This window comes from Actinomadura sp. NPDC049753, assembly GCF_040674655.1.
GTDB lineage: Bacteria > Actinomycetota > Actinomycetes > Streptosporangiales > Streptosporangiaceae > Spirillospora > Spirillospora verrucosospora.
Genome location: NZ_JBFARL010000012.1, coordinates 18789 through 39322 on the forward strand (window position 1 = coordinate 18789; position 20534 = coordinate 39322).

Consider the following 20534-nt stretch of genomic DNA (forward strand, 5'->3'; position numbering starts at 1 on the left):
GAAGCAGTTGTGGCAGACGGCTTCACTGCGGGACAGGGCCGTTGACCTCGACCAGTGGGGGTGCGACGAAGCAGGTGCAGGGCGAGGTCGTCCCGACGGCCCAGATCGAGATGCCTGCGCGGGTGAGTCCCTCGACGGTCCCCTCGGCCTCCTCGCTGGTGCCGGTGGTCCAGGCGGTGCCGTTCCAGTGGAGGAACAGCGGTCTGCTCGTCACCCCGCCGTCCGTCATGCGGTAGCCGCCGACCCAGACCCCGCCCATGCCGTCCGGGGCCGCGGCGCTGAGCCACGACTCGGTCAGCGCGGGCTCTGGCAGGACGCGCCAGCGAGTGCCGTTCCAGTGCATCACCAGCGGCCTGCCCTCATGGTTGCCGACGGCCCACACATTCGTGGCGGAGACGGCGGTGACGCTCTGCAGTTCAGTGTTGCCCGACGGGAGGGTCACCGGGCTCCTGGTCCAGGCGCGGCCGTCCCAGTGCAGGACGAGAGCGACGTTGTTGCCCGCGTCGCTGAGATACCACCCGACCGCCCACGCGTTCGTCGCCGAGAGGGAGGCGACGCCTTGAAGGGTGTTGCTGAGACGGCCCGGGTTCGGGGAGGTCGTCCGCGACCACTTCGTCCCGTCCCAGCGTTCGACCAGGGTGACGGGGCCGGGGGTGGTGCGGTCGGAGAAGGATCCGACCGCCCATGCCAGCGTCTTGGAGACCGCCGCTATGTCGTTGAGCCGGTCGGCCCCGACATGCGCGCCGTCGGGCGGCGCGGCGGGCTGGACCGCCGTCCATACGGCACCGTTCCAGTGCCGGATCACGGGTCCGAGACCGGTGCTGTCGCCGACGGCCCAGACGTCGTTGGAGGCCACGGCGCTGACACCGTCGAGGCTGCCCGTGCCCGTCGGCGTGTCGGGAACCGTCACCTCCTTCCAGGACGTGCCGTCCCAGTGCTCGGCGACCGGATCGGCGGACTCGTACGGCGGATGCTTCTCCCCGACCGCCCACGCGTCGCTTCCGCCGAGCACGGCGACGTCCTTGAGGGTTCCCTCCGCCCTTGAGTGCGGCACCTTCCGCCAGTCTGCCTCCGCGCCTAAGACGGGCGGCGCTCCGGCGAGCACCACTCCCGCCACCGCCGCCATGGGAATCGCGAAACGCTTCACGAACCGCATAGGAACTCCTCCCCGCTTCCGGCTTTGCAGTGGGGACGCCCCGCCGATCACCTCGGTTGCCGTGATCGGCCAACCATTCCGACCGAAACCGGCCTCCGTGCCGCGCATACCGTTTCGCACTCCGGGGTGCGAAACGGGGAGAGAGAAGGACGCGGCTCGGTCGGAGCCAAGAGGGGGGAGGTTCCCGCATCCTCCGACCGGAAGCGGTGAGCTATCGCGGGTGCACGACCCCTGCCACCAGCGCGCGCGCCTGGTCGTGACCTACGGGATCTGGAACGCGTGCGGGTTCGGCGTCCTCTACAAGATCCCTTTTGCGCCGGACTGGCAGTTGATCCATAAACTGCGGAACCGCCTCGTCTCGGATATCCGAACGGAGGGGGAGTCGAAGGAGTTATCCGACTCGTGAGGGCCTCTCCCCTGAGTCGGAGCGGAAAAACGCCGCTGGCTTCCGCCCGAGGACGTTTCCGGTGGATCATGAATGGTCCAGAGCAGAGATGAGACCAGGACGATTCGCGGTGTCGCGGGCGAGTTTGTCGAACCGGGTGAGCATGCGCCCACCGCCTGTCGGCGGCGGGCGCACGAGGTGGCCGAGGAGATGGGGATCAGGTGCGCTTGCGGCCCTTGTGGGGGTGCTTCTGGTCGCCGGGAATGATCTGCCGACGGGTGGCGTCGGCCTGGTCCTGGATGGTGGCCAGGACGTGCGCGGGGAGGTGCCGGGCGCGGAAGTGGTCGACCATGCGGTCGAGGGTGGCGTCGGCGGCGGTGCGGTCGCCGGCCTTGGCGTGGACGGTGGCCAGGCGGCGCATGGCGGCGTTGAGGGTGATGTCGTTGAGGCCGCCCGAGCCGGTGGAGGCGTCGATCGCGGCGGTCAGTTGGGTGACGGCGTCTTCGGTGTCAGGTTGCCGGATATGAAGGCGGCCGTCGCGGATGTGCTGATAGTGGCGGCCGGCGTTGGCGCCCTGGGCGAGGTGGGAGTAGACGGCTAGGGGATGGTCGGGGAAACGGTCCGACAGCTCGGCCAGGGCGTCGTTGCCCGCTTGCAGGGCGGGTGAGTCCGAGCCCAGCAGGGCCATCAGGGTGCCGGCCTGGTCGCCCATGAGCAGTTCACCGGCGTCCTGGTCGTCGCCGGTGCGCGGCAGCCGGATCCGGATGGTCAGGTCGGGTGAGACCACGCGGGAGCCGTCGGGGGCGGTGTAGAGGGCGCGGACGGTGTAGAGCCCGGGATCGGTGAAGTACTGGCCGGCGGCGCCCGCGCCCAGGAAGGCCGATTCGTACAGGGCGGGCGCCTCGGCGGTCAACGTGGTCAGGGTGTCGTCGCTGTGCCCGTTGCACTGGCGGGCCAGCGGCCGGAACGGCCGGGTGACGCCGGAGGGGGCGGTGATGGCTATGGCGAGGTATTCGCTCTTGGGTGACAGGTCGCGGTGCACGGTGACATCGCGGCCGTCGCGGGCGAGTTTGATCTCGACGGTGACCGGCTCGCCATAGGCGAACGGCCGGGCCGACAGGGTGAGGGCCAGGCCGGAATCGTCGGCGATCGGGTCGTCCATCGCGGCCAGCGCCGGGTCCTGGGTGTTGTAGGCGGCGCTGCCCTGCGCGGCCCAGTTGGCCCCGCCGGGGATGATGTCGTAGCGGAAGGCGTGCCGCAGGTGGGCGAGCTCGTTGGCGGTGAAGGTGAACGGGAACCGGCTCCAGAAGACGTCCCAGCCGCTACTGCCGTCCTCGGCGGTGTACATGTTCCAGTACTGCATCCATGACAGGTCCCCGCGGCCGTCTCTGGGGCCGAGCGGAGCCCCGGAGTCGTTCTTCTGCCACGAGTGCTGCAGGTTGAGGCAGTGGCCGAGCTCATGGACGTACAGGCCCAGGATGAAGTAGCCGGGCTGGCCGCTGATCTGGTCGTAGAAGACGGCCATGCCCTGCCGCTGCTTGCCCTCGCTGACATCGAACATGACGCCCGTGCTGTCGTTGACGTGCCGGCTGGCTACGAACGCCCACAGCTTCCACTGCTCGGTCTCGGCGTGGCCGGAGAAGTTGTGGAGCATCGCGGTGTGCAGTTCGGAGTCCGACCATTTCAGGTCGGTGCCGGAGTCGGCGGTGCCGACCTCGTTGACCGTGCCCGCGGAGCGCAACTCGATGCCGGCCTCCGCGAAGGCGGAGGCGATGGTCAGCTCCCGGTCGACGTAGTCGGGCGGACCCGCCACCGCATCGGTGGCGGTGTTGTAGGAGGCCAGCGCGGCCCTGTTGGCCATCGTGTCGATCTCCAGGTCGATGGTGCGCAGGTTCGCCGACTCGTAGGGCAGATCGAAGGTGGGGACGTTGCCGTCGTCGAACCGAAACTCCACCCGCAGGGCGGGGACGGAGGAGGACAGCGCCACCCGCGGAATCGTGATCTTGGCGGTGCAGCCGACCCAATCCGGTTTCCAACGCACCTTGCCGGTGGCGGTTACCTCGGTGGCCGAGGCGGCGATGTCCGGCGCGCTGACACGGAAGGAGTACATGGGGCTCCGCGTCGCGCCGCTGATCTGGTCGATGTCGCCGCTGAACTGCCGCGTCGCGCCCAGGCCGTCCAGATCGACGCGCACGGTGACCGGGTTGGGTGCGGCCGAAGCGGACCAGCGGCCCACGATCGGCTTGTACTGCGTCGTGTAGGGCGCGGGCAGGGCGGCCAGCTCGGGCATCAGCGTGGTGAGCGCGCCGGTCTTCTCCGGGCCGGTGTTCCAGTTGAACACGCACCCGTTGCCGCCCTTGACCAGCAGGCTGCGCCTGGCGCCCGACACGTCCGGCAGCGGCAGTACGTGGTCGTAGTCCCGCAGCCACTCGGCCGGCAGCTTCGCCCAGCCTGCGGTGGGCTGCGCGCCCTCATAGATTCGGCACTCGCGGGTGCAGCCGTTGCGCCAGTCGATGGTGGCGACCCGGTCGTTCTTGAAGACGTAGGTCGTCCAGTACGGCGACTCGGCCGTGGACGCCATCAGCAGCGCGTCCACACCCTCGCGGTAGCCGACGGGCAGCATCGTGCCCCAGGCCGGTAGTCCGTCGGCATGCCTCAACTCGGTGACCGGCCCCTCGCTGCGGACCTTGGTGTCCCAGTGGTACCAGCACACCCGGTCGCCTTTGAACAGCAGCATCTGCCAGGAACCGCCGGTCATCGGCAGCATCAGCGCGCCCTCACAGGCACTTTTGTACGGTTCGGGAATGCCGTTCAGCTTCCCGCTGTGAATGCTCGTGGCGCCGATCGGCCCGTTGTGGTCCAGGCCCGCCGCGCTGGTCTGCGCCATCTGATCGCCGCGCACGAACATGGCTTTCCACGCCCCGGTCGGCAGCACCAGCGCCGAGTTGTACCCGGTGTTCTTGATCCGCATGAAGCCCACGAAGAGCAGCCCCTTTGCTGTATTCCCAGTTTCCGTCGAACCGGGTTCACGGCACTGTCCCCGCCGCCTTCCCGGCAGGGCAACCGGCGCCCAAGGGCGCTACAGCAACGGACCGAAAACATTGGCCCCAAATTTACTCGCATTTCTGGAGAGGGCCGGTCAGACCGCCCACTTCCGAAGTGATCCGGCTACCATGACAGCATTTCCGGACCGAAGCGATGCAGGCAAGTCGCCACAACGCGAAACGGGGCTGCCTCCGCCCCTCCCGGTCTAGTCATCCGTATTAAGCGCCAAGTCACCCAGCGTGCCCGCATTGGTGTTTCATCCCAGACACGGGTGAGGCTGCACGGGCGCCTGTTGACTGGAGTGGCTCGTGGGATCAGCACCAAGACATACCCGCCCCGGGCCAACACCGGTCATGACGCATTCGGGCCACTGGCCAGGTAGAGCGCGCACGGCACCAACCTGGGCAGGTGATCGCACCGCTCTCGCGGGAGCCACCCGCTGGACCATGTGGGCAAGGGCCTACGGGCATACGTGCAGCGGACTTCGGAAACCGACAGGCCGAACCGGGCTGAACTCGTCCCCGAGTGTCGAGAAACATATTGGATACTTCGACCGTTCATCGAGGCTCGCCCCGCCTTTTGTGGAGTTGTGCATATTAAAGAGCCCTATGGTGAACACGTTGGCCGGTATCTTCATCGAACGCACGCGGCGCTCCGGCCGTCGTGGGTAGGTGCGGTCGTCGGTAGCGGGGGCGTTAATTGTGGGAGGTCGCAACGGACTTGTTTCTCCTTGAGTTGCGCTGTGGTGAAGCGAGGAATGCTGTCCGACCTGCGGCGTTGTTGAGGCGCGGCTTCCCCTGGGCTTGATCGGTCGCGTTCACACCGAGGAGGCCGCTGATTCGAACCCAGTACCGCCCGTCCCGTTGATGCAGGTCAGACAGGGTCTCGGAGACCGTTGCGAGGCCCTTTGTCGATCTTGAGGCCCCTCCGGGAGCCAAACGGGGAGCCACCGCTCCCAGACTTACGCGGACCTGCTCTGACCGAAGACCGTGTTCATGGTCTCGGCGCCCTTGGTGATGACCGGCCTCAGCTGGTGCCGGTAGACCTTCTCCGTCACGGCCGTCCCCGCGTGCCCGACGACGAGGTCGGCGATCGTCTCCAGCGGCACCCCGCTGTCACTCATGGTCGAGACGAACGAGTGGCGGAGCTCGCGAGGAGTCCACTCCTCCCCGATCCCGGCCCGCGAGGTGATCAGCCGCGAGCTGCGCCGCGTTCCGCACCGCCCTCGCCGCCGGGGCGCTCACCGCGGCCGGACTGCTGGTGCTCGCCGCACGCCGCGGCCTTCTGCTGACCACCGTGGACGGGACGAGCATGGAACCCCCGCGTCGCGATCGGGCGACCGGATCCTGGTGCGCCGGACCTGGCGGGTCAGGTGCGGCAAGGTGATCCTTCTGCGTCCCAACGACCGGCCCCGAACGACGCTGCTGCTCAAACGAACGGTGGCCGTCCCCGGCGTCCATGTGCCTGCGGGCTGGGCCGACCCGGACGTCGCGCGGATCGGCGGCGCCCGGTCCCGCCGCACACGCTCGTCGTGCTCGGTGACAACCGTCCGGTGAGCTGGGACTCACGGCACTACGGATACGTCCCGCGTCACCGCATCGTCGGTGTCATGCTCTGCCGCCTGTCCGCCCAGTAAGCACTCACCTCCAGGCCCACCAATGCCGTCACGATCCGTATTCACCATGGCTCTGGCTGGCAGGGCCGCCTCCCTCAGCCTTGCCCTCACCACCACCCCGGCTGTCGCCGTGATGCGACGGTCACCGACGTCGACCCGGTCCAGCTCACTCCCCAGGGTTACGGTGCTCTGAAAATCGGCAGTTCCGAGCGGGCCGCGCTTCGCACCGGGATGCCGGTCCGCAAGTAGAGCGGACGGTGGTGCGACGGCTTCGACCTGAAAGGCCGCCCCACAGGCTGCGACGACCTGTGCGAGGTGGAAAGCGGCCATGTCACGATGATGGCGCTGAACCTCAAGGACCAAGACTGCTTCAACTGATCGGCCCAGGGATCGCGTCGTGCGGCGCCTGAGCCGAGCTCGCCGTCGCGTACGGCCGGCAGTACCGGCCGTAGGTTTCGAGAGGCCGACCACATCATTTGCCTTCGGCTGTCTCCGTGGAATCCGCGACGCGGTCGAGCCGGGCGACCAGATCGCGCAGGGCGGCCAACTCCTCTGCCAGCGCACGTGTCCCCTTCGGGGTCAGACTGAGCCAGGTCCGTGGACGGCGTCCGTGGTAGCCCTTGTGGATCTCGATGTAACCGGCCTCGTCCAGCGTCCGTAGATGTCGGGACAGATTGCCGTCGGTGAGGTTCAGGGCGTCGCGCAGATACCCGAATTCGGCACGGTCGACCTCGTGCAGCACCGTCATGATGCCGAGACGGGTGCGATGGTGGACGGTGTCGTTGAGGCCTTGCGTGGGGTGCGGTGCCCCCGGCGGCCCGCTGGTCTCCCTCATGCCTGGGCTGGGGCCGCGGCGGTGACCGAACGCAGTCGCGCCCACGCCCGCAACTGGACGACCAGCGCGCCGACCAGCAGGACGGCGGCCAGGAGGATCAGGTTCTGTGCCGGGTTGAGCATTCCGTCGATCATGCCGCCGTAGGGGGGCGCGAGCCAAGGCGGGATTTGGCCGAGGCCGTAGCCGTTCATGATGACGCACAGCCCCCCGTACACGAGACCGCAGACCGCGACGCCCGGGCTCCGCTCCACCTTGGCCAGGACCAGCAGCCCGACCGCGATCGCCAGCAGAGGACTGACCACGGCACTCGCCACGAAACCATCTCCGAGGGGCGAAGACGCATCCTGCACGCCGTGGTCCTGAGCGAATACGGCGAGCAGGAACACGGCGAACAGCGCCGCGCCCGTGTACGCCCAGGGCCGCCACCGCACGGTGAGGCCGACGCGGGCGGCCCGTCGCCGGTACCACCAGGCGCATGCCAGGTAGCTCAGCGGTCCTGTGATCAGCCAGAACGCGATCGAGAGGGCTCCCGATCGGTCGAACCCGTCCAGCCCCGCATAGCCGCTTGTCGAACCGGGTCTGCTCGCGCTGCCGCCGTCCGGCAGCGTCTCCATCGCGTGGAAGGGGTGGGAGTACAGGGGGATCGAGGCCAGCGTCAGCAGGCCGAAGATCATCAGCGGGACCGCCGCCCCGCGCGCACGGGCACGGGTGAGCCGCCGCAGTCTCGCCACCTCGTCGAGTATCCGGTCGGGGGACTGTGGATCCATGATGCCTCCAGCATCTCGCTCTTGCGAAGTACTTTGCAACAGCGAGTACTTTCGCGTCAAGAGTGCCAGCGACGCTCCCAGCGCTCGGTCAGCGGTTCCGTCGCTGGAGCGCGGACGCGACCTGGGGGCGGCTGCTGGCGCACTTCCAGGTGCACGACGACGCGATGGGGGTGGCGGGCTTGACGGCGGACCGACTCGAAACAGTCATCGGCCACCTCATCGACGGCTGACCTTCCGCAGTCAAACGATCTCCCATAACGATGTCCGTAGGGGACGCGTTCGGGGGTGTTTCCGCTACGCGCCGGTGGGAGATTGGGTGGGACGGCACCGGGTTCACGCAGGCGTGGAGGGGGCCGCGCCGGCCCGGACGCCCAGGGGGAGCGCGATGAGAGTCATGCTGAGAGCGGTCATGGACACTCAGATCTCGAACGGCGCGGTCAAGAACGGCAGGATGCCGGAGATCGTGAAGTCACTGATGGACCGGCTCGATCCCGAGGCGGCGTACTTCTGCCCCGGCGACGGCGGGCGCTGCTGCGTCTTCGTCTTCGACCTCCAGGACGCCGCGACAATACCCACCATCGCCGAGCCGCTTTTCCAGGAACTGGGCGCGAAGATCGAGATCATCCCGGTGATGAACCGCGACGACCTGCAGAAAGGCCTCGCCGCGTTGCAGTAGCGCGGAACAGCACCGCCGCCTCTACCACCTGCCGGTTCGAGGCCGGCCCAGACTTGCTCAGCCGAGGATGAAGGGGACCTGGGCGGCGAGATGGCCCATGTCGGCCCTCTCCGCGGCGGTCGGCGCCCGGCGTCCCGTGCCGACCAGCAGCGCATCCACACCAGGTCCCGCACGAGCCATCCGGCGCAGCCGGACGCCGCGCGAGAAGTCCTTGTTCGAGAGGTCGGCGACCGCCGCGAGCATGGGGCGTCCACGGTCCAAGACGGTGCGAACCGTTCGGTGTGCCGGCCTTGCTCGATCAGCTCATGCGTAGGGTGCTGACCGCCGACGATGCACACACCTGCGAGGTCCGTTAGACCTGCATCGCCGCGCCTGCTCGGTGGCCTCGGCCGAACGGCGTGCTGCCTCGACGCCCTCGATCGCGGCCTGCCCGATATGGTCATGCGATGGCAAACGTCCTGATGCGAGGTTGCGTTACGGGAGCCTCAACGTCGACTTTGCCCTCTCGTGCCGGGCTCTTGCCCTGGAGCACGCTCTGCCTCACCGAACAATGCGTAGCGTGAAACTGTGTCGGATGAGATCGCGCGCTCGCACGTCCTTGAGGTCGCCACCCGGCTGTTCGGGCAACTCGGCTATGACGGAACCTCATTGCAGCTGATCAGTGACGCCCTCGGCGTCGGTTCCGGAGTTGTCGCCGAGGTGGCTGGAGACAAGCGCGCTCTCTACCAGGAGGTCATGCGGCAGGCATTCGAGGCGGAACGGGAAATGCTGGAAGCGGCCGTGTCCCGGTCGGACTCCGCGCGGTCAGCGGTACACGAGATCGTCGACGCCTATCTCGATTTCCACGTGGCGAACCCGCAAAACCGCGCACTGTGGGCACATCGCTGGGTGGCCGACGCCGCCGACTTCTCCACCATGGAGGATCAGTACGCCCGGCCGCTGCTCCAACTCGCCGCCCGCAGGATAAAAGACGCGGTCCCCCCGGACGTCAACACCTACTACCTTCTCGGCACCATGGTCTGGTGCGTACACGGCTTCCTGGGCTCGGGAATTCTCAGCCACGATCACGGGATGAAGGACGCGGCTCAGCCAGAGGTCGTCGAGTCGTTCCGCGCGCACCTTCACGTCCTTATGGACCGGCTGCTCGCCCCGTGGCACCCGGCCCCCGATGACCCGGGTCAACCGACCAGGCTGTCCGCCCCTCCTCCGGAGTAGCCAGCCGGGTCGGCGCACTCACCGGCTCACTGGCCGGGGCGGTTCGCAGCGCATCCTGACTATGGGGCATGGCCATTGACGGTGCACAGGCCGACAGGCCTGATCCAAGCGCGCAAGCACGCAGGGGACGACCCACGACACTGGCGGGCTATGTGTGGGTGATCGTGACCGAACGCCGCCGCTGCGCTGCCGGCCATCGCTCGGCCACTGCGGGAAGTTGGCAGGGACCAGGCGCTTCGAGTCTTTCAAGATGTTATGAAACGCTTGACTGGCCACTCCCGCAGCTGGCTCCCTCCTTGGAGGATATGACGTAAGGCTAAACTTGTCGGACGATCGAAACGTCGAGCCAAGTGGCCGACATCAGATTCTCGGCGGGGCGGCACATCCTGGTCCGCACGCACCAGACCGCTATTGGCGGTACGGTCCACGTGGTTGTGCCACTTTCGGTGGCGCGTGGGTTCGTCCCTCGACAGGCCGATGATCGTCACGGAAGCGTCTCGCAACAATTTCAGCCGGCCTATCGCGGCAACGGCGCGCGAACGCCCTCGCTCCCGCGGGAGAGATTCCTCGTCCGAACCTTTTCTCGGCCACGGTAGGCGTCGCTTCGAGTAGCGGGGCTCGCGGGATCAAATTTCGTGTTCCGTCCCGGTGTACCTAGGTGGCGGGCGGGGCCTCCAGTGGTCAGCGGGGGACTGCCACGAGCAGCGCTCCGAGTGCTGCGGCTATCGACGTCACGCAGGGCACCTCGGGCGGAAGCCGGTCACGGTTCCATCCGGGGCCGCCGACCACCACCCGCAGTGCGGGATGCGTGACTGGCAGTTCGGTGAGCCAGGACGGGTCACCGGTCTGGGAGGTCTGCGACCACACGAACACCGTATGCGCCTCAGCCCGGTCGATCGCGGCGGCCAGCGCCGCCGCTGGGACTCGCGCACCCAGCATGAGTCTCGCCGCGCCGGCCTCGGCGAGCGCGGCCGCCAGCACCAGGACCGGTAGGACGTGCTCCTCGTCGGGGGCGCAGGTCAGCACCACGGGACTGCGAGCGGTCCCTGCCGGAAACATCGCCTGCGGCGGTGTCACCGCGACCAGACAGCGCGACACCACTGCCGACAGCAGATGCTCCACTTCCACATACTTGCCGGTGGCCGCGTGTTTGGTTCCGATGTCGACGAGCACCGGCATCATCACCTGCTCCCATGCCGCCGCGACACCCTCGTGCCGCAGAGCCGATTCCACCACCTCGGTCATCCCAAGCTCATCGAGCGCCATCGCCGCGTCCGCGAGGTTCTTGATCCGCGTGGTCTGCGACCCGCCGTGGCCGGCGGTGGAGATGTCCTGAGCACCGGGACTGTCAGCGGCGCTGTGGCTCTGCGGTACCGGTTCCTGTTCGTGCGGCGCGTCCAGGGCCGCCTGCGCGGCCTCCCCTGTCGACGCCCCGGAAGAGATCATCTGCTGCATGATCTCCAGTCGGGCGAGGTCGGCCGGGGTGTAGCCCTGATGCCGGCCGGGGCCACCGCTCGTCGGACCGACTCCGTACTGGCGATCCCAGGTGCGCAGTGTGGAAGGCGCCACGCCCAGCCGACGCGCCACCGCCGCCACACCCAGACCACTCATCTCGGGCCCCTCCTCCCCACCTGTCACGTTGTCCATGCTCACCCCATACCCACGAGAGCCCGCGAGAAGGATGGGAACGGCAAGCGCACCCCGCGGCCCCGGCCTGTGCGGACTTCCGCCCTGGCCCGTACGGGTAGGGGGTGGACGACAAGAGGCCCGATTCCAGACGGATGCGGGGATGGGTCCCCGCGTTCCTTTACATGGTTCGGGGGAGGAGGGGTAGGCCAGCACCTGCTCGGACCAGATCTCGCTCAGACGGTCCTGCTGGGTGCTGGTGAGGTAGGCGGGCGCGGCCTCAGTCAGCGGGGCGTGCGACGGGGCGTTGCGGTGCCCCACCGCCGGGCGTTCATCGCCGCCAAGATCACCGCCCGCGCCGCCGCCAGGGCGGCGGCGACCCGCTCCAGCAGCGCCAGCCTCCGGCCAGGTACTGGGTGACTTGCCCGTCCTCGGCTGGTTGCGCAGGGTGGGTCATCGAGCCCTCGCAACGCCTCGGCCGGCGTCGCTCGGTCGTTGTCGAGCGCACCGTGTCGCGGCTGAAAATCTACCGCCGTCTGCACCGCGCCTACAAACGCAGACCCGAACACCTCCTGACCTTCGTCGGAATCACCGCCACGCTCATCTGCTACCGGCAACCCACCAGATGAGACGGCCTCTAATACCGCTGCGCGTACCAGGTCGGTTGCTCGCCGAACATGCCCTTGAAGTCGCGGATGAGGTGGCCCTGGTCGACGTAGCCGAGGTCCGCCGCCAGCGCGGCCCAGTCGATCGCCCCGCCGTCGGCCATGCGTGCGGTCACCTCGTGCAGGCGGTAGCGGCGGATCACCCGCTTGGGCACGATGCCGACGTGCTCCGCGAACAGTCGCTGCAGCGCCCGCATGCTCAGCCCCAGCTCGCCGGCGAGGTGTTCGACCCTGGTCACGGCCCTGTCCTTGGCGATCAGCTCGACCGCGGCCACCGCCTGGCGCACCCGGGGGTCGTCGTCCGGCAGGTGTTTCAGCAGGAACGCGTCTACGGTCGGCACGTCGAGCGTCGTGGGCAGGTCCGGACCGAACACCTCGGCCGCCGGGATGACGCGGTCGGTGATCGTCGAGACGGAGGCGCCGAGGAACGGGCGGAAGCAGCCCGGCCGGAACGCGACGCCGAAGACGTGGTCGCGGCCCTCGAGGACCTTGATCCGATAGCCGCTGCACACGCCGTTGACGTCCGCGCGGCCGCCGCCGAACGAGAGGTGCACGTTCGGGTACGGCACGATCTTCTGCCGGTAGGGCTCGGCGTAGTCCCAGCGGGCCTCCCAGTAGCGCTCCACCCATGGCGCGAGAGCCGGGGACGGCCTATGGAACGTGTGGCGCTGATACCTGGCCCACGCACTCCGCAGCTCACGAACGTCCCGCCCCACACGGCAGAGTGTATGTCGCCTTTGTCCAATACCTCTCCGGCTCCGGCCCCCTAGCGTCGCTGCCATGTCTCATCTGTCCAACGCTGCCGAGGCCATGGCCGCAGTCGCCCGCAACATCACCGACGACCAGCTCGCCAACAAGACTCCATGCACGGAATACGACGTGCGGGCCCTGGTCAACCACCTCTTGTTCTGGGGTCCGTCGCTCGCTGGCGGCGGCCGCAAGGAGTCCGTTCCGCAGCCGGCGGCCGCCGAGTCCGATGTGGACCTGGCGGCCGGCGACTGGCGCGGCCGCCTGCTCGCCCTGCTGGACGACATCACGTCGTCGTGGGCGCCGCTGAGCGCCTGGGAGGGCGAGACGAACATGGGCACGCCGCAGACGCTGCCCGCGCCCGTCCTGGGCGACATGATCGTCGGCGAGTTGGCCATGCACGGCTGGGATCTGGCGGTCGCGACCGGGCAGCGCCTGGAACTGCCCGCCGACCTGCTGGCGCATCTGCACGACACGGTCTTCGCCAGCGTGGAGCAGGGGCGGGAGATGGGCATGTACGGACCGGAGGTCGCAGTGCCGACCGACGCACCAACCTTGGACCGCATTCTCGGCCTGACCGGCCGTGATCCCGCCTGGGCTTAGTCACCGGCTGGTGATGTCGGTCGCCTCTGGCGCGAGCTGTCGAAGCGTGGTGCGGTGACGCTCCTCGCGACACTCACCGGCCACTGGAATGCAACAGTAACCCCGAACCCGCGAAAGCGACCGCACCACGCCGCTAGGGCACGGTGCCGCAGCCGCGGGACGGGCGCTGCCTGATGCCGTCCCGGCCCCGCGAGCGGCGCAGTCCGCTGCGCGGCGCGGGCCTGGGACGGTGGCGGGCTGTCCGGGCAGGTGAGAGTGCCGAGCAGGGATACCGCGGTGTCCAGATCCACCAACTGCACCGCGACTTCGGTGGCGACGAGCACGTGCTGCCGGTCGGGAACGGCGAGGCGGCAGGTCGCCAGCCGTCCTGCGGGAAGCCATGGCTTTCCAGAACGGTGGCGACCTCACCGGCCCCCATGCCACGAACCCGGCCAGCACCACCGCGCCGGTGCCCAGACACTGCCAGGTCCACAGCGGCCAGCCGGACCTATCCGCCGCGGTGGCCAGCGGATACAGCACCAGGAGCAGCCCGGCCGCCGACAGCGCGACCCCCATCAGGTCGAGCCAGGCGGCCGCCCCGGCACGGCCGTCGGGCAGCAGTTTCACCGCAGCGACCAAGGTCACCGCCAGCGGAATGTTCACCCAGAACACCAGCCGCCAACCGGCTCCCCACAGGCCCCACTCAAGCAGCGCCGGTCCGGCGATCGGTCCCACGGTCGCAGCCAGACCCGACAGCGCCGCGAACGCCGCCATCGGGCCGCCCCGCTCCTCGCGCGCGTACATCACCTTCTTCTGCGACAGCACCTGCGGAATCATCGCGGCCGCGCACAACCCCTGCAGCACCCGCGCCGCGACCAGCAGGCCGGAACCGGCGGCCAGGTCGCACAGGGCCGAGGCCACCGCGAATCCGGCGATGCCGGCCGCTTGTGCCCGAGCAGATCGCCCAGCCGCGCCCCGCTCACCATCCCCAGCGCGCGAACGCCAGGATGTAGCCCACCTGGATCCGCTGAAGGTGCGCCGGGGAGGTGTGCAGGTCCGCCTGCAGTGGTGGCAGGACGACATTGACGATCGTCACTCGAAGAGGTCCAGGAACGCCGCCAGCAGGGTGGTCAGCAGAGCGAGGCTTCGTCCCTTCTGAGTCGGTCGTGCCTGTCCGGCCGCAGTGGTGGGCACCATGCGCACTCCGCACGACGGTCCGCTCCGTCGGCCGATCGGCCGACGGCCCAGGGCAGGCTTCCCCAGATCGCGCCGTTGCGCGAACCATCAGTCGGCTGGCTGCGCCGTTGCGCGGAGTCCGATGGACGAGTCGAGTCCCTAGGTGTCGCCGCTTCGTACAGCCTCGGCGCGCGCAGCGCCTGTCTCATCCACGTTCCCTGGACGGCTGGCGATGCTTGCGTTGAATCTGCCCAGTCGCCAATGATCCGAGGCAGAGCGCCTGATCCGCTTACGTGTCCTGGTCAAGGGTGCTCGTGGGATTCAGGAACGCGGAGATCTGGGCCGCGCCAGTGCGCTTCAACCAGGTGTCGAAGTCCATCGCGGCGGGGTGGATGCGTCGGGTGGCGGCGATGTCGGTCCGGTAGCCGAACTCGTTCAGCCATTGGTTGGCGTAGGCGAAGTCCTCGCTGACCTCGCGGATCGTCTCCAACGGGATCTGGACGTAAGGCAGCGGAACGCCCAGCGCCGTTCCGATGGCCTCGGCGACCTGGACCGGCGTGAGTTCCTCTGCGGCCAGGGACACCGCCCGGCCGATCCACTCTCGCGGCTCGGCGAAGACCGACGCGGCGATGGCGCCGACGTCGTCGACGGCGATGAGCTGCTGGACGGTGTCCGGTGCGATTCCGGTGGACAGGGTTCCGTCCCGGAGTGCATAGCCGCCGGTGAAGTTCTCCATGAAGGAGACCGGGCGCAGGATCGTCGCGGGGAGGTCGAGTTCGGCGATGCGCTGCTCGATTCGCCACTTGCTGACCAGGTTCACTGGCACTTTCTCGCTGGGATGGCGGTCCGCGCCGGCGACCGAGGTGAACACCAGGTGCCCGACGCCGGCGGCCTGCGCCGCTTCGGCGACATTCACGCCCCAGCGCACCTCGTCCTCGGTGGTGAAGTCCGGTGCGGTGCCCGGCGAGCCGACTGTGGGCTGCACGCTGAACAGCCCCCATGCGTCTTCGGCCGCGGCGGTCAGGGAGTCGACGTCCTCCATTTGCGCCCGTACGACCTGTGCACCGGCCCTGGCCAGGGCCCGGGCGGGGGCGGCATCCGGATCGCGAGTGAGCGCCCTCACCTGCCAGCCGTCGCGCAACAGGTGACGCGTCACGGCCCCGCCCTGCAAACCGGTCGCTCCTACCACCGCGACGGTCTTGTTCCTCGGTGTCACTGCTTCTCCTCAGGTGGAACCGGGAAGGCGCATCGCCCCTCTAAGTGGGGTGCCCCTCCAGTTAGTGTCCGCTAAGATATGGGGGCCCACCCCGTTTAGCAAGCAGTCAGGAGCCGCTCGTGCCGCAAGGCGCCGACAAGCCAGCCGGGCAGCAGATGCGTGCCGACGCCCGCCGCAACGTCGGCCGGATCCTGGCGGCCGCGGAGGCTCTCATCGCCGAGGACGGCGCCGAAGCGTCCCTGGAGAAGATCGCCCGCCGGGCCGGAGTCGGCTCGGCCACCCTGCACCGGCACTTCCCCTCGCGGCGGGCCCTCCTCGAAGCGGTCTTCAAAGACCGGGTGGCGGCGCTCTGCGCCCAGGCTGACGACCTGACCACTGCCGCCGATCCGGGAGAGGCGCTGTTCACCTGGCTCCGTGCCGTCGGCGTCCACGCCGCGGCCAACCGCGGTCTGAGCGCGTCACTGACGCGCGCTGGCGGCGACCCGTCACTCGGCGGCAGCTGCCACGACATGATCCTCCGCGCGGGGGAGCGGCTGCTCGCCCGCGCCCGCGCGGCCGATGCCGTGCGCCCGGAGATCACCGCCCTTCAGCTGCTGAAACTCGTCGGCGCCATCTCGCTGGCCAGCGAGCGCGACGCCGACGGCCCCTCCGAGGCAGACCACCTGCTGGCGATCGCCATCGAGGGGGTCCGCCGCCGCTGAGCGCGGCCTGCGCACGGGCGTCCTGGGAGGTCGTCCACCAACGAAGCGCCACCGGCTGACGAAGTGGCGCAGTCGAGAAAGCAAGGAATCCCCGTGTACCAAGTTTCGTGCCACCAGGTCGAAAGACCGCTCCTGGACCAGGCGCTCAACGACATCGAAGGCCGGACCTTCACCCGTTGGCACAGAATGCGCTGGGGACCCGACTACGATCCCGTGGCGTTCGCCGAGACCTGCGACGAGCTCCTGGACCATGTCGCGGCCTGCGCCCAGTTCGATCCGGCGCTGTCGGAGCCCGCGGTGCGCGCCGCCCTGCGGACCGCGGCGGAGTGCGCGGCGGCGGTCTTGGACCGCAGGCTCTGGCCCAACGGCGACTTCGAGGTCGACTTCCCCGTTCTCACCGCTCGGTATGGCGCCACGAAGCTCACCAGCCCCGAAACGTCCTACTGCATGGACAAGCCCCAGACGCCGCCGGTCGCCGAGTGGGTCCGGTCGTTCGCGCTGTCGCTGATCAGCAGCGCCTTCGAGGTGCCGTGGCGCCGGAACCTCGTCCTGAAGTTCGACGTTGTGCCCGAGATCCACGTCTCGCCCACCCAGTCCGTGGCCGCGCTGGCCGAGATGGACGCGCTGGCCGACTACCTCGTCGACGGTGACAAGCCCCCGCTGGTCGCCAAACCCGATCGGCAGGCCCGCGTACGCGCCGCGCTCCGGCTGGACGCGGCCCGGCCTCTGAGCCCCGACCAGCACCTGTTGCGGGTGCTGCTCGACGACGACCAGCCGGCTTTCGAACGGGCCCTGGCCGACCGCCTCGACCGGTACCGCGAGGACATCGGCGACGATCCCGCCCCCCGGACACTGCTGCCCCTCACCGCCATCGCACTGGCGAACCTGGCCGTCCTCGCCCATGGATGGCGCCTCGACGTCCGCTCCGGCTACCTGCCCGAAGGACTGCTCCCCGAGCCCCCCGCTGGAAGGCAGCCTGCTACAGAGCCGGTGCTCGACACGCCCCGGCGCGGCCTGCCCGACACCGACGACCGGCTGCGCGATCTTTATGAACACCTCACCGGTGCCCAGCAGCGGGCGCTGCGGATGATGCCTCTCAACCCCGGGCCCCAGATCTCCACCTCCGCCCTCGCCGCCCTGACCGGCATGTCCGCCGCCGAAGCCCTGGCCACGGCGGAGGCGCTGGCCCAGATGTCCCTGGTGGAGGTGGGGGAGCCGTACGGGTGGTGGAGCCTGCGCGACCCGGTCCGCACGTTCGTCCAAGCCCTCGGCCCCGTTGAAACCGGGGAGCACGACGACGACGCGGTCGCACGGTTGCTCGGGCACTACCGGACCGGCGCCGTCGACGCCGGTCATCAGCTCCACCCCACCACCCGGCCCCGAAAGCGGATGTTCACCGGACGAGGCGACGCGCTGATCTGGCTGGACATCGAACTGCCCAACCTGATCGCCGCGGCACGGACCGCCCTCGACACCGGCCATCCCGACGTCACCCGCCACATCGCCTTCGCCTTGGGTGAGTACCTGAACCTCCGGCACCGCATCACCGACACACATGTGCTGTCCACACTCGCCTTGCAAGCCGCCCGCCAGACCGGAGACCAGCCCGCCCAAGCCGACGCGCTCAACTGGCTTGGCACCGCGCTCCGCCATCTGCAGCGGTTCGAGGAGGCCGTCACCGCGCACACCGACGCCGCGGCCCTCTACCGCCAGAACGATGATCGGTCCGGTGAGGCCCAAGCGCTGAACAACCTCGGCACCGCCCTGCTCGTGCAACAACGGTACGAAGAGGCCATCGACGCCTACACTGACGCCGCCGCCCACTACCGCGAGATCGGAGACCGGCGCCGCGAGGCGCTGGCGCTGAACAATCTCGGCAGCGCCCTGCGCGACGTGCGGCGGTTCGAGGAAGCGATCACCATGCTCACCGAAGCCGCCCAGATCTTCCGCGAGGCCGGAGACCGGCGCCGTGAAGCCTTGGCCGTCAACAACCTCGGGACCGCCTTCAAGACGACCGGGCGGCTGGACGAAGCGATCATCGCCCACACCGACGCGATAGAGATGTTTCGTCAGGCGGGTGATCGACACGGCGAAGCCATGGCGTGGCACGGTCTGGGCCTGGCCCGGCATTCGGCGGGCGGGCCGGACGAAGCCGCCGCGGCGATCGAGAAGGCGGCCGTCGCTTATCAGGAGGCCGGTGACCAGCACTGGCATCAGCGAGCGCTGACTCTGGTCCACCAGATCAGAGCCCAGGAGCGCGAGGGCAGGTGACATACCAGCTCGGGCCCGACCGCCCTGGACATGGGGTGCCTGACGGCCACTCAGGTGCAGGCCTCGACGACCCGGCACGGGAGCGTTCCCCGCGCCCGGAATCGTGTGCATTGCTTGAGCCGACCAGGCCACCCCATGCGAACGGGGCCCTCGACCGGGCTCGGCGCACGCCAGTACGATCCGACCAGCCCCGCCAGCGGAGCAAGGCCACGCACCGCCGCGGCGCCCGCCGCCGAAGCCTCGGCGGGTATCCGCCCGGCGCCGTCCCCGTAGACCCGCGGGTTGCGGACACGGCGGGCCAACCAGAGAAGAATTAGGCCCAGGACCGGCCCGGCCGTTCCGCCGCCGGGCCGCTCACCGGTTGAGGGAGCCCTCTCCGACGTTGAGAGAAACGGACTCTGGCGTCCCTCCCGCCTGGGGGCACCGGCTGTCCGACCCCGCCGTAGAGGTCGACCTTGCCCGATCCCACCTAGGGGCCGCGACGCTGCCTCGCCGCCGAGTTCCACGGGGTGGAAAAGGCAGCGCATATGGCGCCCGGCCGGCCGCCCGGGCGTGCAGGTCACGGAGGTGTTCGCCGGCGCAGCGGTTAAGTGTGGTCCGCCTCGTCGAAAGCGTCCCGTGCGGACTCGATGGCCGGCAGGTGCCGATCCGCCCACGCCAGCAACACGTCGACCGGGCCACGGAGGGTCTTGCCCAGCGGCGTGATGCGATAGGTCACGGCGACCGGGCGGGTCGAGGTCACCTCGCGTTCCACGACGCCATTGCGCTCGAGCCGGCGGAGCGTTCCGGTGAGCGACTTCTGCGTGACCTCGGGGATGGCGCGCCGGAGCTCGTTGAAGCGGCAGGGGCGTTCGCACAGCTCGTTCAAAATGCTGAGCGACCACTTGTCGAGCACCTGGTCGAGGAGCTCTCGGTGCGCGGTGGTGATCCGAAGCTCTGCAGAGGTATCCATGGTGAAACCTGGTCTCGTTGAAGTGTCTTCTCGCGCCTAAGTATCTTGACGATACCTAAAGAGGGGACATTCGTCATGACCGTTCAGCGCTTCACTCCAGCGGGGATGCTTCAGCCTGCCCCGTATCACCACGTGGCCGTGGCCACCGGGACCCGGCACGTCTACGTCGCAGGCCAAGTCGCCCACCGGCCCGACGGTTCGCCGGTCCCGTCCGACCTGGCCGGCCAGGTCGCGCAGGCCCTGCGGAACACGGCCACTGGACTCGCCGGTGCCGGTGCGACCTTCGACGACGTGGTGCGGTTGACGTTCTACGTGACCCATTGGAGCCCGGAGAAGATCGCGGAGTTCATGGCCGGCGTCGAATCCGTCGCCGACGAGATCGGCATCGGCTCGCCCATGCCGCCGGCGTCGCTCATCGGCGTCGAGGTGTTGTTCGAGCCGGGCGTGCTCGTCGAGGTGGAGGCCACCGCGGTTCTGGAGTGAGCGCCGCGGCGTGGCACGGCCCACGAGGTGCACGGGAGCGGCGGGCGAGGGCTCTCACCTCGCCGCCGCGTTCGGCGTGTCAGGCCACGGAATACCGCACGGTGATGTCGAGCGCCCAGGCCATGCCGAAGCGGTCGGTGAGCTGTCCGTTGAGCGGAGCCCACCGCGAGGGATTCAGGGCTGGAGGACGGTCGCGCCGCCGGCCATGACGCGCACGCCGCGCTCGTTCTCGCCCTGGCCCCCCAGGTCGATCACGACGTCCAGCGGACCAGTGAAGGCGCCCGCAGGCCAGGTGAGCGCCGCGTTCCGGCTGAGTCGGCGACGGTCGTCGAATCTCCAGCGCTCATTCGGGCCTCGGTCTCACACCAAGTCTCCGCGCACGAGTAGGTGCTCGGGACGGGCCCGCACCCAGTAGGTCCGG

General features: G+C 69.1%; 20 protein-coding genes. 8 read left to right on the forward strand and 12 right to left on the reverse strand.

All coding sequences use genetic code 11. From position 1 onward, the window contains the following. Positions 1-22: 22 nt before the first annotated feature. The 3 genes from AB0K37_RS05415 to AB0K37_RS05425 all read right to left on the reverse strand — a co-directional run bounded on the left by AB0K37_RS05415 (position 23) and on the right by AB0K37_RS05425 (position 5781). Entirely contained in the window at positions 23-1156 is a 1134-nt protein-coding gene (locus AB0K37_RS05415; RefSeq protein ID WP_363975182.1) for a hypothetical protein, read from the reverse strand. 602 nt (positions 1157-1758) lie between these two features. Next, positions 1759-4512 carry a hypothetical protein gene (locus tag AB0K37_RS05420; RefSeq protein ID WP_363975184.1) on the reverse strand — a complete coding sequence of 918 codons (2754 nt, stop codon included), beginning with the start codon at positions 4510-4512 and terminating at the stop codon, positions 1759-1761. A gap of 1035 nt (positions 4513-5547) precedes the next feature. Next, complete coding sequence (locus tag AB0K37_RS05425; RefSeq protein ID WP_363975339.1) at positions 5548-5781, reverse strand: tyrosine-type recombinase/integrase; 234 nt, start codon at positions 5779-5781, stop codon at positions 5548-5550. Positions 5782-5958: 177 nt separating this feature from the next. Here AB0K37_RS05425 and AB0K37_RS05430 point away from each other — a divergent pair, with 177 nt between their 5' ends. Then, positions 5959-6222 carry a S26 family signal peptidase gene (locus AB0K37_RS05430; RefSeq protein ID WP_363975187.1) on the forward strand — a complete coding sequence of 88 codons (264 nt, stop codon included), beginning with the start codon at positions 5959-5961 and terminating at the stop codon, positions 6220-6222. Here AB0K37_RS05430 and AB0K37_RS05435 read toward each other — a convergent pair. The 3 genes from AB0K37_RS05435 to AB0K37_RS05445 all read right to left on the reverse strand — a co-directional run bounded on the left by AB0K37_RS05435 (position 6151) and on the right by AB0K37_RS05445 (position 7803). After that, positions 6151-6531 (reverse strand): hypothetical protein, encoded by a 381-nt coding sequence (locus tag AB0K37_RS05435; RefSeq protein ID WP_363975347.1) that lies wholly within the window; start codon positions 6529-6531, stop codon positions 6151-6153. The genes AB0K37_RS05430 and AB0K37_RS05435 overlap by 72 nt on opposite strands. A 142-nt stretch (positions 6532-6673) precedes the next feature. Beyond that, positions 6674-7036 carry a transcriptional regulator gene (locus AB0K37_RS05440; RefSeq protein ID WP_363975190.1) on the reverse strand — a complete coding sequence of 121 codons (363 nt, stop codon included), beginning with the start codon at positions 7034-7036 and terminating at the stop codon, positions 6674-6676. Next, a complete protein-coding gene (locus tag AB0K37_RS05445) occupies positions 7033-7803 on the reverse strand; it encodes a hypothetical protein (protein WP_363975193.1) in 771 nt (256 codons plus the stop codon). Before AB0K37_RS05445 ends, AB0K37_RS05440 begins: the two co-directional genes overlap by 4 nt. Before the next feature lie 62 nt (positions 7804-7865). Between AB0K37_RS05445 and AB0K37_RS05450 the strand changes: the two genes are divergently transcribed. Both AB0K37_RS05450 and AB0K37_RS05455 read left to right on the forward strand, forming a co-directional pair. Then, positions 7866-8033, forward strand: a complete 168-nt coding sequence (locus tag AB0K37_RS05450) for a hypothetical protein (RefSeq protein ID WP_363975350.1) — start codon at positions 7866-7868, stop codon at positions 8031-8033. A gap of 179 nt (positions 8034-8212) precedes the next feature. After that, the gene (locus tag AB0K37_RS05455; protein WP_363975196.1) at positions 8213-8479 is read left to right on the forward strand and encodes a hypothetical protein; all 267 of its coding nucleotides are present in this window, start codon (positions 8213-8215) and stop codon (positions 8477-8479) included. 57 nt (positions 8480-8536) lie between these two features. On the opposite strand, the gene AB0K37_RS05460 is transcribed toward AB0K37_RS05455, so the two are convergent. Then, positions 8537-8722: a hypothetical protein gene (locus tag AB0K37_RS05460; RefSeq protein WP_363975199.1), complete on the reverse strand. Its 186-nt coding sequence runs from the start codon at positions 8720-8722 to the stop codon at positions 8537-8539. Positions 8723-9046: 324 nt separating this feature from the next. Between AB0K37_RS05460 and AB0K37_RS05465 the strand changes: the two genes are divergently transcribed. Further along, the gene (locus AB0K37_RS05465) at positions 9047-9694 is read left to right on the forward strand and encodes a TetR/AcrR family transcriptional regulator (RefSeq protein WP_363975201.1); all 648 of its coding nucleotides are present in this window, start codon (positions 9047-9049) and stop codon (positions 9692-9694) included. A 681-nt stretch (positions 9695-10375) separates the two neighbouring features. Here AB0K37_RS05465 and AB0K37_RS05470 read toward each other — a convergent pair. Together AB0K37_RS05470 and AB0K37_RS05475 are read right to left on the reverse strand one after the other, a co-directional pair. Beyond that, positions 10376-11341, reverse strand: a complete 966-nt coding sequence (locus AB0K37_RS05470) for a MerR family transcriptional regulator (RefSeq protein WP_363975204.1) — start codon at positions 11339-11341, stop codon at positions 10376-10378. Positions 11342-11957: 616 nt separating this feature from the next. Then, the gene (locus AB0K37_RS05475) at positions 11958-12767 is read right to left on the reverse strand and encodes a helix-turn-helix domain-containing protein (RefSeq protein WP_363975207.1); all 810 of its coding nucleotides are present in this window, start codon (positions 12765-12767) and stop codon (positions 11958-11960) included. Here AB0K37_RS05475 and AB0K37_RS05480 point away from each other — a divergent pair. Beyond that, positions 12766-13335 carry a TIGR03086 family metal-binding protein gene (locus AB0K37_RS05480; RefSeq protein WP_363975210.1) on the forward strand — a complete coding sequence of 190 codons (570 nt, stop codon included), beginning with the start codon at positions 12766-12768 and terminating at the stop codon, positions 13333-13335. The two genes, AB0K37_RS05475 and AB0K37_RS05480, sit on opposite strands and share 2 nt — an antisense overlap. On the opposite strand, the gene AB0K37_RS05485 is transcribed toward AB0K37_RS05480, so the two are convergent. Together AB0K37_RS05485 and AB0K37_RS05490 are read right to left on the reverse strand one after the other, a co-directional pair. Then, positions 13336-14250, reverse strand: coding sequence for an MFS transporter (locus AB0K37_RS05485; protein WP_363975342.1), 915 nt, complete (start codon positions 14248-14250; stop codon positions 13336-13338). Positions 14251-14779: 529 nt separating this feature from the next. Further along, a complete protein-coding gene (locus AB0K37_RS05490; protein WP_363975213.1) occupies positions 14780-15706 on the reverse strand; it encodes an NmrA/HSCARG family protein in 927 nt (308 codons plus the stop codon). 119 nt (positions 15707-15825) lie between these two features. Here AB0K37_RS05490 and AB0K37_RS05495 point away from each other — a divergent pair, with 119 nt between their 5' ends. Further along, positions 15826-16407: a helix-turn-helix domain-containing protein gene (locus AB0K37_RS05495; RefSeq protein WP_363975216.1), complete on the forward strand. Its 582-nt coding sequence runs from the start codon at positions 15826-15828 to the stop codon at positions 16405-16407. A gap of 93 nt (positions 16408-16500) precedes the next feature. Further along, positions 16501-18678 carry an Imm49 family immunity protein gene (locus AB0K37_RS05500; RefSeq protein ID WP_363975219.1) on the forward strand — a complete coding sequence of 726 codons (2178 nt, stop codon included), beginning with the start codon at positions 16501-16503 and terminating at the stop codon, positions 18676-18678. A gap of 586 nt (positions 18679-19264) precedes the next feature. On the opposite strand, the gene AB0K37_RS05505 is transcribed toward AB0K37_RS05500, so the two are convergent. Next, on the reverse strand, positions 19265-19630 hold the full coding sequence (locus tag AB0K37_RS05505; protein WP_363975222.1) for a helix-turn-helix domain-containing protein: 366 nt from the start codon (positions 19628-19630) through the stop codon (positions 19265-19267). 75 nt (positions 19631-19705) lie between these two features. On the opposite strand from AB0K37_RS05505, the gene AB0K37_RS05510 reads away from it, so the two are divergent. After that, positions 19706-20113: a RidA family protein gene (locus tag AB0K37_RS05510; protein WP_363975225.1), complete on the forward strand. Its 408-nt coding sequence runs from the start codon at positions 19706-19708 to the stop codon at positions 20111-20113. The last annotated feature ends 421 nt before the right edge of the window (positions 20114-20534 follow it).